Annotated in this window: 16 protein-coding genes; 13 read left to right on the forward strand and 3 right to left on the reverse strand. The window is 41.3% G+C overall.

The window, feature by feature from the left end:
• Positions 1 to 105 precede the first annotated feature (105 nt).
• The 11 genes from ubiE (at position 106) to ACRWQM_RS16125 (ending at position 9,811) form a co-directional block, all read left to right on the forward strand.
• A complete protein-coding gene (ubiE, locus tag ACRWQM_RS16075) occupies positions 106 to 861 on the forward strand; it encodes a bifunctional demethylmenaquinone methyltransferase/2-methoxy-6-polyprenyl-1,4-benzoquinol methylase UbiE (RefSeq protein ID WP_434928051.1) in 756 nt (251 codons plus the stop codon).
• Entirely contained in the window at positions 861 to 1,481 is a 621-nt protein-coding gene (locus ACRWQM_RS16080) for a ubiquinone biosynthesis accessory factor UbiJ (protein ID WP_434930617.1), read from the forward strand. Before ubiE ends, ACRWQM_RS16080 begins: the two co-directional genes overlap by 1 nt.
• Positions 1,478 to 3,127, forward strand: a complete 1,650-nt coding sequence (ubiB, locus tag ACRWQM_RS16085) for a ubiquinone biosynthesis regulatory protein kinase UbiB (protein WP_434930618.1) — start codon at positions 1,478 to 1,480, stop codon at positions 3,125 to 3,127. The genes ACRWQM_RS16080 and ubiB overlap by 4 nt, the downstream gene beginning before the upstream one ends.
• A 109-nt stretch (positions 3,128 to 3,236) precedes the next feature.
• Positions 3,237 to 3,467, forward strand: a complete 231-nt coding sequence (gene tatA, locus ACRWQM_RS16090) for a Sec-independent protein translocase subunit TatA (protein WP_226411552.1) — start codon at positions 3,237 to 3,239, stop codon at positions 3,465 to 3,467.
• Between the two features lie 6 nt (positions 3,468 to 3,473).
• Positions 3,474 to 3,917 (forward strand): Sec-independent protein translocase protein TatB, encoded by a 444-nt coding sequence (gene tatB, locus ACRWQM_RS16095; protein ID WP_434928047.1) that lies wholly within the window; start codon positions 3,474 to 3,476, stop codon positions 3,915 to 3,917.
• A gap of 3 nt (positions 3,918 to 3,920) precedes the next feature.
• Positions 3,921 to 4,676, forward strand: a complete 756-nt coding sequence (gene tatC, locus ACRWQM_RS16100) for a twin-arginine translocase subunit TatC (protein WP_226411556.1) — start codon at positions 3,921 to 3,923, stop codon at positions 4,674 to 4,676.
• 46 nt (positions 4,677 to 4,722) lie between these two features.
• Positions 4,723 to 5,277 carry a hypothetical protein gene (locus ACRWQM_RS16105; protein ID WP_434930619.1) on the forward strand — a complete coding sequence of 185 codons (555 nt, stop codon included), beginning with the start codon at positions 4,723 to 4,725 and terminating at the stop codon, positions 5,275 to 5,277.
• Positions 5,278 to 5,284: 7 nt separating this feature from the next.
• Positions 5,285 to 6,097 carry a TatD family hydrolase gene (locus ACRWQM_RS16110; RefSeq protein WP_434930620.1) on the forward strand — a complete coding sequence of 271 codons (813 nt, stop codon included), beginning with the start codon at positions 5,285 to 5,287 and terminating at the stop codon, positions 6,095 to 6,097.
• A complete protein-coding gene (locus ACRWQM_RS16115) occupies positions 6,097 to 8,028 on the forward strand; it encodes a sensor domain-containing diguanylate cyclase (RefSeq protein ID WP_434930621.1) in 1,932 nt (643 codons plus the stop codon). The genes ACRWQM_RS16110 and ACRWQM_RS16115 overlap by 1 nt, the downstream gene beginning before the upstream one ends.
• Before the next feature lie 13 nt (positions 8,029 to 8,041).
• Positions 8,042 to 9,052 (forward strand): porphobilinogen synthase, encoded by a 1,011-nt coding sequence (gene hemB, locus ACRWQM_RS16120; protein ID WP_434928043.1) that lies wholly within the window; start codon positions 8,042 to 8,044, stop codon positions 9,050 to 9,052.
• Positions 9,053 to 9,259: 207 nt separating this feature from the next.
• Complete coding sequence (locus ACRWQM_RS16125) at positions 9,260 to 9,811, forward strand: thioredoxin family protein (protein WP_434930622.1); 552 nt, start codon at positions 9,260 to 9,262, stop codon at positions 9,809 to 9,811.
• A gap of 92 nt (positions 9,812 to 9,903) precedes the next feature.
• On the opposite strand, the gene ACRWQM_RS16130 is transcribed toward ACRWQM_RS16125, so the two are convergent.
• Both ACRWQM_RS16130 and rhlB read right to left on the reverse strand, forming a co-directional pair.
• A complete protein-coding gene (locus ACRWQM_RS16130) occupies positions 9,904 to 10,842 on the reverse strand; it encodes a Ppx/GppA phosphatase family protein (RefSeq protein ID WP_434928040.1) in 939 nt (312 codons plus the stop codon).
• Positions 10,843 to 12,147, reverse strand: a complete 1,305-nt coding sequence (gene rhlB, locus ACRWQM_RS16135) for an ATP-dependent RNA helicase RhlB (protein WP_226411570.1) — start codon at positions 12,145 to 12,147, stop codon at positions 10,843 to 10,845. It lies immediately after the preceding gene.
• A gap of 341 nt (positions 12,148 to 12,488) precedes the next feature.
• Here rhlB and trxA point away from each other — a divergent pair, with 341 nt between their 5' ends.
• Together trxA and rho are read left to right on the forward strand one after the other, a co-directional pair.
• On the forward strand, positions 12,489 to 12,815 hold the full coding sequence (trxA, locus tag ACRWQM_RS16140; RefSeq protein WP_226411572.1) for a thioredoxin TrxA: 327 nt from the start codon (positions 12,489 to 12,491) through the stop codon (positions 12,813 to 12,815).
• A gap of 213 nt (positions 12,816 to 13,028) precedes the next feature.
• On the forward strand, positions 13,029 to 14,294 hold the full coding sequence (rho, locus tag ACRWQM_RS16145; RefSeq protein WP_226411573.1) for a transcription termination factor Rho: 1,266 nt from the start codon (positions 13,029 to 13,031) through the stop codon (positions 14,292 to 14,294).
• Positions 14,295 to 14,389: 95 nt separating this feature from the next.
• Here the strand turns inward: rho and ACRWQM_RS16150 are convergent, their stop codons facing one another.
• Positions 14,390 to 15,133, reverse strand: a complete 744-nt coding sequence (locus ACRWQM_RS16150; RefSeq protein ID WP_434928030.1) for a fumarate reductase iron-sulfur subunit — start codon at positions 15,131 to 15,133, stop codon at positions 14,390 to 14,392.

Below are 15,133 nucleotides of genomic sequence, written 5' to 3' on the forward strand. Positions count from 1 at the left end.
ATTATCGACTTGATTGTTATCACACTCTGGCGCTTAGGTGATGTTACAAGCTGCAACGATGGCATAAACTGGCACTTAATTATCGCACATTATAGGAATATACCCATGTCTGAGGGCGAATCAAAAAACACCCACTTTGGCTACAAAACCGTAGAGGCTGAAAAGAAAGCCGATCTTGTTGCGGATGTATTTCATTCTGTTGCGGCAAAATACGACATCATGAACGATGTGATGTCATTTGGTGTTCACCGTTTTTGGAAACGTCACACTATTGAAGTAGCCGCGGCTCGCCCAGGTATGAAAATATTAGATTTAGCCGGTGGCACAGGCGATTTAACCGCTAAGTTTTCTCATCTGGTAGGTGACTCGGGTCAAGTCGTTTTAGCCGACATTAATGATTCTATGCTTAAGGTTGGCCGCACTAAGCTACGAGATAAGGGTATTGTCAATAACGTCAAATACGTACAAGCTAATGCTGAAGCCTTGCCGTTTCCTGATAACTATTTTGACATTATCACCATCGCATTCGGTTTACGTAACGTAACCGACAAAGATGCGGCGCTGCGCTCTATGCAACGAGTTTTAAAACCAGGCGGCAAGTTGCTGGTGTTAGAATTTTCAAAACCACAACATGAAATTATGCGTAAGGTTTATGATCTTTACAGCTTTAAAGTACTGCCTAAAATGGGCGCGTTAATCACTAAAGACGCAGATAGCTATGAATACTTAGCCGAATCAATTCGTATGCATCCCGACCAAGAAACCTTAAAGCAAATGATGATTGATGCGGGTTTAGAACAAGTGGATTACACCAACATGACTGACGGTGTTGTCGCATTGCACAGAGGTTATAAGTTTTAATGAGCGTCAACCACTTAGCCTTGTTAACGTGCGCAGCGATTGAGTCAGGCTTTGCCAAGCTGCCTGCTCAAGCGCAGCAAGATTACGCTCGTTTAAAACCCTTACACGGTAAAGTGTTTTGCATACAACTATCACAATTTTCCTGGCCGATTTACATTATTTTTGCCAAGCAAATTCAAGTAATGAGCCATTTTGAAGGCGAGATAGCTGTCACCGTAAAAGCGGATGCATCGACCTTGTACCAACTCCGTGAAGGTGCCAACCTCACCGAGTTAATTAAACAAGATAAGCTCAGTATTGAAGGTGACATTCAGTTATTGCAAACTTTCAGTCACTACATGCAAAACATCGAATTTGACTTTGCCGAACCACTATCACGATACATTGGTGACGCACCGGCGCATAAATTATTCACCACCACCCAGCAAATAGGTAAAGATATCAAGTCCGTGCTGGTAAAAACTCGTGCTCATCTAGGGCAATTAACCACCGAAGAATACCGCCTTGCACCGCATAAAATCGAATTCCTGCACTTTCGTGATAATCTGCAACAACTTGTCACGCAAACTGAACATATCGATACACGTATTGCCCAACTAAGAGACAAAATAACCTCATGACAATTGCTAGTATCAGGCGCGGTTATCAAGTCATTAAAACCGTGCTTCACTTCGGCCTTGATGATTTATTACCTAAAAATAAAAAGCCATGGTACTTCAAATTACTGCGCGCTTGTTTCTTCTGGCTAGGTAACCGTCATAAAAATAAACAACCCGCTGAGCGCTTAAAACTGGCGATGCAAGAGCTGGGGCCTGTTTATATAAAACTAGGTCAAATGCTATCCACACGTCGAGACTTATTAGATGATGAGTGGGCTTATCAGTTGGCAATGCTGCAAGATCGCGTCCCGCCATTTGACTCTGCCTTAGCGCGTATTTCGATTGAAGCGGCCTTAGGTGAACCGATTGAAAACCTGTTTGATAATTTTGAAGACACGCCACTAGCCAGCGCATCGATTTCTCAAGTCCACACCGCCACCTTAAAATCAAATGGTAAAGAAGTCGTACTGAAAGTATTACGTCCCAATGTTGAAGCCAATATCAATGCCGATATTCAGCTAATGATGCTAGCGGCAAATACATTAGATCGTATTTTAGGGGAAGGAAATCGTCTGCGCCCTGCTGAAGTGATAGAAGATTATCGCACCACAATTCTGGGCGAATTAAACCTCAAACTCGAAGCGTTGAATGCCACCAAACTCAGAAACAATTTTTTAGACTCAGACTCGCTTTATGTCCCTTATGTATATGAAGAACATTGCTATCAAAGACTCATGGTAATGGAACGTGTTTACGGCATTCCAGTTTCTGATACCGAGGCTTTACGTGCCCAGGGGACTAATTTTAAGTTGCTGGCTGAGCGTGGCGTAGAGTTGTTTTTTACTCAGGTGTTTAGGGATAACTTTTTCCATGCGGACATGCATCCCGGCAATATTTTCATCAGTACCGAACACCCTGAAAACCCCTATTATATAGGCTTAGACTGCGGCATTATGGGCACATTAACCGAAGTAGATAAGCGCTATCTTGCGGAAAACTTTTTAGCCTTTTTTAATCGAGATTATCATCGCATTGCCCAGCTTTACATTGAATCTGGTTGGGTGTCTGAAAACACTGACGTATTAGCGTTTGAGCAAGCGGTAAAAGTAGTCTGCGAGCCTATGTTTAATAAACCACTGGATGAGATCTCATTTGGTCATGTGTTATTAGCGCTGTTCCGTACCGCACGTCACTTTGATATTGTGGTACAACCTCAGTTAGTGCTGCTTGAAAAAACCTTGCTGTACATCGAAGGTTTAGGCCGTCAGCTTTATCCTCAATTGGACTTATGGCAAACAGCTAAGCCATTTTTAGAAAACTGGATGGCAGAACAAGTCGGCCCTAAAGCCATGTTTAACAAAGTGAAAACTAACGCACCTTATTGGGCAGAGATGCTGCCTGAGTTGCCTGAGCTGATATATGACAACCTCAAAGTAGGTCGAAAATTATTAGGCACACAACAGCAAATGCTTGATAAGTACTTACGTTATCAGCAGAAATCTCATAAAAGTAATTACCTGCTTATCACCTCTGCCGTTTTGTTGATCTGTGGCACAATATTATTCACCCAAAGCGCTACACTATGGTCAGCTTATACTTGTATCGGTATTGGCAGTGCTTTATGGATAGCAGGATGGCGATCTAGGCCAAAGAACCGTAAATTTTAGCTAGCACTAATTTATTAGAAGTTCATAATACTTACATAATTTGACCTTATAATGGTTTTTTAAGTTTTGTGAAACAAGACACCATTTTATATTTTAAAGAGGAAATTCCATGGGCGGCATCAGTATTTGGCAGCTTTTAATCGTCGCACTTATCGTAGTGTTATTATTTGGAACGAAGAAACTTCGTTCATTAGGTGGTGATTTAGGCGGTGCCGTAAAAGGCTTTAAAAACGCCATGTCATCTGAAGATGAGAAAAAGTCATTAGAAGACGCCACAGCACAAACCTCTCAACAGGCTGATGAAAAAAAGCCTGAGTCTAAGAGCAAAGAACAGGCGTAATTTATTATGTTTGACGGTATCGGCTTTATGGAGCTGCTGCTGATTGGTATTTTGGGGCTGGTTGTTCTCGGCCCCGAACGTTTACCAGTTGCAGTACGTTCAATCACTGGCTGGATCCGTGCGATTAAACGCATGGCCAATTCAGTTAAAGATGAACTTGAGCAAGAGCTTAAAATCGAGCAGTTACATGCCGATTTAAAAAAAGCAGAAAGCAAAGGTTTAAGCAATTTGTCACCTGAGCTACAGCAATCAATTGATGAATTAAAACAGGCTGCCCAATCGGTAAATCGTCCTTATCAGGTCGAAGACATTAATCCGACAAAATCACCAGCACCAGCATCAATAGCTAATGACTCAACAGTCAGTCAGCCTAGCGAAGACAAACTAGGTGATGAAACTGTTAAATCGACATCAGACACTAGCCACTCTAGCCCTAAATCAAACGGATAATTCATGTCGCAACAGCTACCGCTTATTAGCCATTTGTTAGAATTACGCACAAAATTACTTAAAGCCATTGGCAGTGTGCTACTGGTTTTTATTATTAGCGTTTATTGGGCTAATGACATTTACCATTATGTTGCCTTGCCATTAATGAAATCATTACCAGAAACTGGCAGTATGATTGCAACCGATGTTGCGGCGCCGTTTTTTGCACCTTTCAAATTAACCTTAGTGTTGTCATTCTTTGTCGCAATACCCTATGTATTGTATCAAATTTGGTCTTTTGTGGCTCCGGGACTATATAAACATGAAAAGCGTTTGGTTATGCCGCTACTTGCTAGCAGTACCTTATTGTTCTATCTAGGCATCGCTTTTGCTTATTATGTTGTTTTCCCTGTCGTATTTGGATTTTTTACGAGTGTTGTGCCTGAAGGCGTGCAAGTTGCTACCGATATCAGTAGTTATTTAAGTTTTATTTTAAAGCTATTTTTTGCTTTCGGTTTAGCATTTGAAATCCCAGTAGCTGTGGTATTACTCTGCTGGGCAGGTGTGACAACACCTGATGAATTAAGAGAAAAACGTCCTTATATCGTTGTAGGGGCATTTGTTATTGGCATGATCCTTACCCCTCCTGATATCATCTCGCAAACTATGCTAGCAATTCCTATGCTACTGTTATTTGAAGGCGGTTTATTAGCTGCTAAGATGTATACTCCAAAAGACGACGAAGAAGATGTGCCAACAAATGAGCACTCTGATGGCTAATCCTTAATCCAACCAGTGATTAGTTAATAATAACAAGGAATAAATCATGCGCTTAACTTGGATTGCAGCAGCCATTATTGTGGCCTCTAACTCTGCACAAGCAAATACCGAATTAGAACAACAATTATCAATTTGTGCAATTAAAGCCGATAAGCTCGATCGCCTAGTTTGTTATGATGATTTAGCGGCTAAAATTGCACTAACACCTAAAAATAGTCATGCTGTTGCGGTCACTTTACCGGCGACTGTGGCGGCTCAGTCAGCTGTGACGACTAAAGAAACTATTATCGCGTCAACCCCTCAAGCAGTTGTTCCTGTCGCGGCAACGCCATCTTCTATGCCAGTCGATGCCTTTGGTTTTCAAAAAACCATTGAAGCAGACATAGAGAAGTTATATTTCAAAGTTGCTGAGATTAATACAAACCCTTATGGGGCATTCACTATTACGCTAACCAATGGCCAGGTCTGGAAACAAACTGAGAGTGATCGCTACAGAATCAATAAAGGGCAAACAATTTATATCGAAAAAGGCGCGTTAAGCTCATTTTTACTTGGCACAGATGATCGCAACTCAACCACTCGAGTAAAGCGGATCAAGTAAACTATTAATGATCCAGCATATCGATATTGCAGTTAATTTATTAAGTTCAAGCTTAATAGAAAACAGCAGCGACATAATAGAACAAGCGGCGAAACATCATGTTTCGCCTTTAATCGTTATTGGTTCTGACCTGGACGAAAGTGGCCAAGCCATTACCCTATGTAAGCAACATCCCCTACACGTATTTTGTACAGTAGGTGTGCACCCTCACCATGCCAGTACGTGGACGAATACCAGTGCCAATGAGTTAAAACTATTAGCCCTAGATGAAACTGTGGTTGCTATTGGTGAGTGCGGTTTAGATTATAACCGTGATTTTTCTCCGCGTGATAAACAACGACAAGCATTTGCAGCTCAACTTGAGATAGCCGCTGAACTCAACATGCCGGTTTATATGCATTGTCGCGATGCCCATGATGACTTTATCGCCATATTTAATCAGTATAAAGCCCACTTACCTAAGGCGGTATTGCATTGCTTTACCGGCAACAAATCAGAGCTCGACGCATGTTTAGCTGCTGATTTATATATTGGCATTACAGGTTGGATTTGTGATGAACGTCGCGGACAAGATTTAGCTGAGTTAGTGAAGTATATTCCCAACAACCGTTTAATGGCAGAAACTGATGCGCCTTATCTACTACCAAGAAGTATGCGCCCTAAGCCTAAATCAAGTAAAAACTTACCCCAATACTTACCTTATATTGTCGAATCAATAGCGAAACTACGCAATCAAGATTATGCTGTAGTTGCGCAACATTGTTATCAAAACAGCAGTACGTTTTTTAACTTACCTGCCAATATTACTGGTACAAAGTAATGAATAATCAGCCAGTTTCAGCATTCATGCCTAGCAAACTATTTGGTTTGCTCTTTTTGGTTTTGTGCTCATTACTACTCACTCAGCAAAGTGTTGCTAACAATGAAAATTATAGTCATCAACCACCTGTTCGTCTCACAGAAAGTTCTATCACCAAAATTAATTTACATGACTGGATGTTTATTCAAACACAGAAAAACATCAGTAACTTAGCAGAACTAGAACAACAAGCACCCACCACTTGGCGTAAAATAACCCGAGAAGATACTGAGCTTATTGGTGTTAAAGATATGTGGCTTAGCTTCAGTATTTTTTCACCAATTGACTATCAAACTCGTATTATTGCCCTTGATAACCCGTTAATTGACAATATAACGCTTTATCACAAAGTGAATGGAGAATTAGTCAGTACAGCTTATATGGGGGATGCATTAACGTTTAATAACCGACCATTACAAAGTAATACTTTTCTATTTCCCTTTGAGTTACAACCAGGCGAAACTCACCAGTTTTTACTCAAAATAGACACTTTAGGCAGTACCAATTTACCGTTAATTTTATGGTCACCTAATGATTTAACCCAAGAAATTGAAACCAAAAATCTTAGTTATGGCTTACAAATCGGTTTATTGGTTGCTATCGGTACTTTTAGTCTTTTTATCGCATTAACTTCAGGCTCATTTAGCTTTAGTTATTACAGTGGCTATGTATTAAGTTTAGCGTTATTAGTTGCCACTATTCATGGTGTGTCATTCCGATATTTATGGTCAGAATGGCCCCAGGTGCAAAACACCATAGTCCCTTTTCTTATCCCCATTATTCTGGGATTTAACTTAATGTTCACTGAAAAGGTGCTACTGCTCAAATATCACAACTTACAGATGTTAAAAGTTTGCCGTTTATTAGCCGCTATTGCATTTTTGTTGGCAATAATACTGCCGTTTATTGACTACAGTATCGCGATATATGTTTTATTATTTTTCGTCGCTTTGGTATGCATTATTTTAAGCTTTATTACCATTGCCCAGGCTTGGGCAGGACAGCGTAATGCACGTTTATATGGGTTAGGACGCGTTATACTACTTGCTAGTTGTATTATCTCTTGCCTGATGTATCTAGGTCTGTTTGACATAGGCATGGCGGTGCAAACGCCCCTAATGATAGGGATAAGTATTGAAGTTATCACTATGGCTGCGGTATTAACCATTCGCTATAATGATGAGCGTAAATCTAAATTAGATATCCAACAGCAAGCATTAGAGCAGGCTGAGCGCTTAAGGCAAAACCGCGAAGAGTCTTTTAAAGCTGAGACAGAAGCCAATGAACTGTTAGAGCAAATGGTCCAGGAGCGCACTTTAGAGTTAGAAGTGACTTTACGTGAACTGAATGAAGTTAATCAAAAACTCACCGAGCAGAACACTATCGATAGTCTAACGGGTGTCAAAAATCGTAGCGTATTTGATCGCAGACTGATTGCAGAGGGGCGTATCAGCCGCCGCCAACAAACGCCAATGGCACTACTAATGCTCGATATTGACAAGTTTAAGAGTATTAATGATCGCTATGGCCATTTAGCTGGCGATCATACCTTACAAATTATTGCTCATACCTTATCTGAACATGTAAAGCGCCCAACTGATCTCGTATCACGTTTTGGTGGTGAAGAGTTTGCTATTATATTGCCTAATACTGATGGAGATGGTGCAATGTTAGTGGCTGAGACAATACGCAATGCCATTGAAGTATTAGCGATAAAGTGGGATAGCCATGATATTCCGCTTACCATTAGTATCGGTATTTCTGTGGCGATTATTGATAGTGATGATCACCCAACCATTTTATTAGACCAAGCAGACAAAGCATTGTATCAAGCCAAGCGTGGTGGAAGAAATCGAGTCCGTCTTCACTCAGTAGCATCAGAAGAATCTTAACCTGGAGTAGAATGTGAATATTATTACTAGTGCTTTTCCTCAGCGCAGAATGCGCCGCATGCGTAAACATGAATTTAGTCGTCGCTTAATGGCCGAGAACCAGCTGACCGTAAATGATTTAATTTATCCGATGTTTATTCTAGAGGGAACGCAGCGCAGCGAAAAAGTGGCTTCAATGCCAGGTGTTGAACGCTTCTCTATCGATTTATTATTAAAAGAAGCCGCTGAGTTAGTTGAGCTAGGCATTCCGTTAATTGCTTTATTTCCAGTAACGCCTGCTGAGAAAAAATCATTAATGGCAGAGGAAGCTTACAATGATGATGGACTTGTGCAGCGCGCTGTTCGCGAGTTAAAAAAAGCTTTCCCGCAACTGGGTGTGATGACAGACATCGCATTAGATCCGTTCACCACCCATGGTCAAGACGGCATAATTGATGACACAGGGTATATTTTAAATGACATCACAACTGAAATTTTAGTCAAACAGGCTCTATCACATGCTGCAGCAGGTGCTGATATTGTCGCGCCGTCTGACATGATGGATGGCCGTATTGGTGAGATCCGTAAAGCGTTAGAAGCGGCTGGTCATGTTAATACCCAAATAATGGCTTACTCTGCAAAATATTCTTCTAATTATTATGGTCCTTTCCGTGATGCGGTTGGCTCTGCTGGTAATCTAAAGGGTGGCAATAAGCATAGCTACCAAATGGATCCTGCTAACAGTGATGAAGCATTGCACGAAGTTGCTTTAGATATTCAAGAAGGTGCTGACATGGTGATGGTGAAACCTGGCATGCCTTACCTTGATATCGTCTATCGTGTTAAAACAGAGTTAGCGGTACCCACTTTCGCCTACCAAGTCAGTGGTGAATATGCCATGCATATGGCCGCAATTCAAAATGGTTGGTTAGCGGAAAAAGCCATCGTAATGGAGTCATTACTTTGCTTTAAACGTGCTGGTGCTGATGGGATATTAACTTACTTTGCTAAACGTGCGGCTCAGTGGTTAAAAGACGACAAATAGATTTTATCACCTTTGATAAGCCCAGATATTCTGGGCTTTTTTATTGTCTATTCACTGCTATGCGAATATGCTTTAAGTCTCATTTTGAGCATTTAACCCATTAATTTAGTGACTAAGTTAACATCCAGCATGGTTATGACTTAACAGCTAAATCAACTCATGTTTGAATATCCCTCGCACTATTTCCTTCTGCACAGAGGCTTTATCATGCACAATAGCATTAAGACATTATTCGCCACCAGCGCACTTATTTTCAGCAGCCAAGCATTAGTGGCTCCCGTTTTCGCCAACAGTGGTTGTGGATTTGAAAAAGAGTCGCAAGGGTTTAACGCAACTTGCAGTGAGGAGAAAGAAGAAGTGATCATTACCGGTATTGTTACAACTGAAACACTTGCAAAAGATTTACCAGGCTATGCTGCTGAGTACCAAGATTACGGGGTTGATGAGGCGCAAATAGCGGCATTAAAGCAAGTATCAGAACCCACTGACATAGTCGTTATTATTGGTACCTGGTGCCCGGATTGCCACCGTGAAACACCCCGCTTTATGCGTTTAATCGAAGCAGCTGCCAACCCAAACCTTAAAGTGACCTATATAGGAGTTGACCGCAGCAAGCTTGACCCTGAAGGGCTAGCAGCTAAATATGATTTCACGCGTATTCCTACCTTTATTATTGAGCAAAAAAGTCATGAAATCGGCCGTATTGTAGAGCGTCCAGAAGTGTCACTTGAAGCCGACTTAGTAAACATTTTGAAATAATGAGTTCTCGCTAAATGGCAAAAAATAGGTCGCATTATGCGACCTATTTTTATTGTTCTATCGGTTGAGCTTAGCGCTGATGGCCTAGTAACTCATGTATTAGGTACGCGTTGCTTATCCGCCAGCACTTGCAATACGCCTTCACGTAATGCGCCGCCCGCTAGATGTAATTGCTTAATTGATAATAATTCAAACAATGCCAACAGGATGGCGACACCAGATGCAAAAGTGGGTGCTTGTTCTGCCGTTAATCCTTCAATATCGGATAGAAGCAAATCTGACTGAGCTAAAATCTCATCACGTAATGATTGCAGCACAGTTAAGGTGATCACTTCAGACACTTGCCTATGTTGCAATACCGACACAACAGATTGCACAACTCCTGATGCACCCACAGCCTTGTCCCAGCCTAAGTTAGTCAGAGACTGCATGTGTTCTGATAAAATATTTTTAACGGCATCTTTTGCTTGGGAAAAATCAAGCATTTGAAAAGGCGTAGCATTGAAAAATTGTTGATTAAAAACCACCCCGCCCATGGGTACGCTGGTTTTAAATAACACTTTACGGCCCTTACCGACAATAAACTCGGTACTGGCACCACCAATATCAATCACGAGGCGTTTTTCTATGCCTGTAGTAGTTGCCACCATACCTTGATAAATTAATTCAGCTTCACGTAAACCTGAAATAACCTCTATCGGATGGCCTAATATAGGTAAAGCCTGCTGCTTAAACTCATCTGCATTAGCAATAACACGCAATGTGGCGGTAGCGATTACTGCAACATCATGCTGATTAACACGATGTTTTTTTAGCATATCTGCAAACAGAGCTAAACAATCTAACCCCCGTTGCATCACCTCATGCGACAAATAACCATCATCACCAATACCCTCTGCCAAACGCACTTTGCGCTTATACTTGGCAATAATCTGTGGCTTACCAGCCACAGTCACCGCAACCAACATATTAAAGCTATTAGAGCCTAATGTGATGGCTGCGTATGCAGGTAAGGATGATAATTGAGGCATTTACGTCGGTCTGCGAGTCCGATGACGCGATGGTGTATTACTGCTTCCACTTCGATGAGCACCTTTACTTGCACCATCACGGGTACGGGTAGTAGGGTGTTTACGATGAATACGCACTGGCGGAGGAATATCATCCAGTAATGCATCACGGTCATAATCAGATACAGGAATAGCGTGGGTAATATAGGTTTCAATACCTGGTAAATTTAATGCATATTCTTCACAGGCAAAACTGATTGAAATACCTTTAGCGCCAGCTCGACCAGTACGGCCTATACGGTGTACATAATCTTCACAATCATCAGGTAAGTCATAGTTATAAACATGCGATACATCAGAGATATGTAAACCACGGGCTGCTACATCTGTGGCGACTAAAATATCTAAATCACCGCAGGTAAACTGTTCAAGAATACGAATACGTTTCTTTTGTGGTACATCGCCTGTCAGTAACCCAACACGATGTCCATCACCTTCAAGGTATGACCATAGTTTTTCACAGCTGTGTTTAGTGTTAGAGAACACAATCGCTTTTTCTGGCCAGTCTTCTTCAATCAAAGTAAGCAATAAGCGCATTTTATCTTCCATTGAAGGATAAAAAATTTCTTCTTTGATGTTTTTAGAGGTTTTTTCAAGTGGTTCGATTTCCACTTTCTCAGGGTCATTCATATGATCATAGGCTAATTCCTGCACTTTCATTGAAAGTGTGGCAGAAAATAACATGTTCAAACGCGCTTTAGCGTCTGGCATACGACGAAATAAGAAACGAATATCTTTAATAAAGCCTAAATCGAACATACGATCGGCTTCATCTAATACCACGGCTTGAATATGATTCAGGCTAATGACACCTTGGCGAACATAATCAATAATTCGACCTGTGGTACCAATTAAAATATCAACGCCTTTATCTAATACTTCACGCTGTGTTTCATAGCTTTCACCGCCATAAACAATCCCAACTTTTAAGCCAGTATGTTTAGCCAGTAAATTGGCATCTTTAGCTATTTGAATCGCTAATTCGCGAGTTGGAGCCATGATAATGGCACGTGGTTCAGTATTTTTGCGCCCTTCTGGGGCAGCAGATGTGAGTAAGTGATTAAAAGTTGCTACTAAGAACGCCATGGTTTTGCCTGTGCCCGTTTGGGCTTGGCCGGCGATATCTTTAGTGTTTAGTAAAATAGGTAATGATAAGGCTTGGATTGGGGTACAAAATTCAAAGCCGTTCTCGTTTAAGGCTGATAAAACTGCATCTTGCAGCGGAAAGTCAGCGAACTTTTTGGTAGATAAATGTGTTTGGCTCATGGCACCAGCATACTAGTTGGGGTTGCAAAAAAAGATACGATAGTTTGAAATAGCTACATTGTTTATCCGTTCATATTATATATGCAGAGTTCAAAGCACCTCACTGCACAGGCTTCTTTATTGATAAATAATTAATTATCAAATGGTTATAAAAAAGACTGGGCACTGAGAAGCTTAAAAAAAATCACCTTAACTATTTAACAGCGGATGATGCTCTGCGTATAATGGCAAATATAAAAATTGCGGATATTTACACGGTCACTTGAAAAGCTTTTCAACTAACCCAATATACATGGTAAGCCATTAATAAACTAGCAATGGAACCAAATCTGGAGAACAACATGAGCGACAAAATAGTATACCTAAGCGACGACAGCTTCGAAAACGACGTATTAAAGTCTGACACTCCTGTGTTAGTCGATTTCTGGGCTGAGTGGTGTGGACCTTGTAAAATGATCGCGCCAATCTTAGATGACGTAGCAGAAGAGTATGCAGGTAGAGTTACTGTTGCCAAAATGAACGTTGACCAAAACAGCATTACACCTGCAAAGTTTGGCGTTCGTGGCATTCCAACCTTGCTTATGTTTAAAGGTGGCGAGTTGGCTGCAACCAAAGTTGGTGCGCTGTCTAAAACGCAATTAAAAGAGTTTATTGACGCTCAAATCTAATCTCATTTAGAGTCTAATTGCGAAATGGCACAAGTTTTATACAATTTGTGCCATTTTTGTACCTAAAATTCTGGACGTCAGCCTAATATGGTGATAAATTTACCTCAGATTTTTTCAATTTAACCTTTTCTCGCTTTTCAGTCATAAACTCTGTTCAATACCCCTACTGATTGATTGCGGTAAGCTTTGTCGCGTAACACAAGACTCCCATACATGAATTTAACAGAATTAAAAGACACGCCGATTTCAGATCTTGTTTCACTTGCTGAAAGCATGAAACTAGAAAATATGGCTCGCGCCCGTAAGCAAGATATTATCTTCTCGATTTTAAAATCACATGCCAAAAGCGGAGAAGATATCTTCGGTGGAGGTGTATTAGAAATCCTCCAAGACGGTTTTGGATTTTTAAGAAGTTCAGATGGCTCATACTTAGCCGGCCCTGACGATATCTATGTTTCACCTAGCCAAATTCGCCGCTTCAATATGCGTACTGGTGACTCCATTTTTGGTAAGATACGTCCGCCTAAAGAAGGTGAAAGATATTTTGCCCTGCTAAAAGTATCTGAAGTTAACTTCGATAAGCCAGAAAGCTCACGTAACAAAATTTTGTTTGAAAACTTAACCCCACTTCATGCTGAAGAACGTCTTCGTATGGAACGCGGTAATGGTTCAACAGAAGATATTACCTCACGCATTCTTGATCTATGTTCTCCTATCGGTAAAGGTCAACGTGGTTTGATTGTTGCGCCGCCAAAAGCGGGTAAAACATTATTACTTCAAAACATCGCCCAAAGTATTACTTATAACAACCCTGATGTGGTGTTAATGGTATTACTGATTGACGAACGCCCAGAAGAAGTGACCGAAATGCAGCGCATGGTCAAAGGCGAAGTTATTGCTTCTACCTTTGATGAGCCAGCAAGCCGTCACGTTCAAGTTGCCGAAATGGTACTTGAAAAAGCCAAGCGTTTAGTTGAACACAAAAAAGACGTAGTGATTTTACTAGACTCTATCACTCGTTTAGCCCGTGCATACAACACAGTTATTCCATCATCAGGTAAAGTGCTTACCGGTGGTGTTGATGCTAACGCACTACACCGTCCAAAGCGTTTCTTCGGTGCAGCACGTAACATCGAGCACGGCGGCAGCTTAACTATTATTGCTACCGCACTTGTTGATACTGGTTCGAAAATGGATGAAGTGATTTACGAAGAGTTTAAAGGTACAGGTAACCAAGAGTTACACCTTTCTCGTAAAGCAGCAGAAAAGCGCGTGTTCCCGGCGATTGATTTCAACCGCAGCGGTACTCGTCGCGAAGAGAAACTGACTACAGTTGAAGAACTTCAGAAGATGTGGATCTTACGTAAAATACTTCACCCAATGGATGAAGTATCAGCAATGGAATTCTTAATCGATAAGCTTGCAATGACTAAGACAAATGAAGAATTCTTCACCGCGATGAAACGCGCTAAGTCTTAAGACATACATTCTATATCTGATAAAAATGCCGCTCCCCCTAATAAAGGTTAGCGGCATTTTTGTATCACTCAGTTTATCGCTAATCAATACATCCACTACAAAATCCTATTCGGGCTTGCTATCGCCATCTTACGGCGTAAGTAAGCAATCTGTTGCATATGAGGCAAATCTTTCGGGCAAGCATCTTGGCAGCCTAATAAAGTCATACAGCCAAATACCCCATCTTGATTACCGATAACATGATAAAAATCATCCGCAGTACGGGTATCGCGGCTATCTAATTCAAAGCGGGCAATTTTCATCATACCCACCGCGCCAACAAAGGTTTCACGCATTTGTTTGGTGGCGCAGGCTGACACACATACACCACACTCTACACAACGGTCGAGTTCGTATAACTTGGCCGCTTCGTCTGGATCCATGGGTGTTTCGATGCGATGAATATCACTATCAAAATTATTTGGCTGTAACCACAACTGTAAACGTTCGGCCAACTCGCGCATAAACTTACCGGTGTTAACTGACAAATCGCCGATTAATTCAAACCCAGGTAATGGCATCAATATAATGTCACCTTTAGGGTAATTGGCCGTTAAAGTGCGGCAAGCCAATGTGGGCTTGCCGTTAATCACCATGGCGCAGCTGCCGCAAATGCCTGCGCGGCAGACAAAGTCAAATTGCAGTGAAGGGTCCTGTTGCTCACGAAGCATATTCAGCGCAATAAACACCGTCATACCGGGCGCTTCAGTCACTTCATAGTTAACCATTTTCGGTTTGTCGTTAGGGTCTTGTGGATCAAATCTAAAAATTGAAAAACGAATTGTTCTAGCTTGGCTCAT

The organism is Shewanella sp. HL-SH5 (genome assembly GCF_051163755.1).
In the GTDB taxonomy this organism is placed as follows: domain Bacteria; phylum Pseudomonadota; class Gammaproteobacteria; order Enterobacterales; family Shewanellaceae; genus Shewanella; species Shewanella glacialimarina.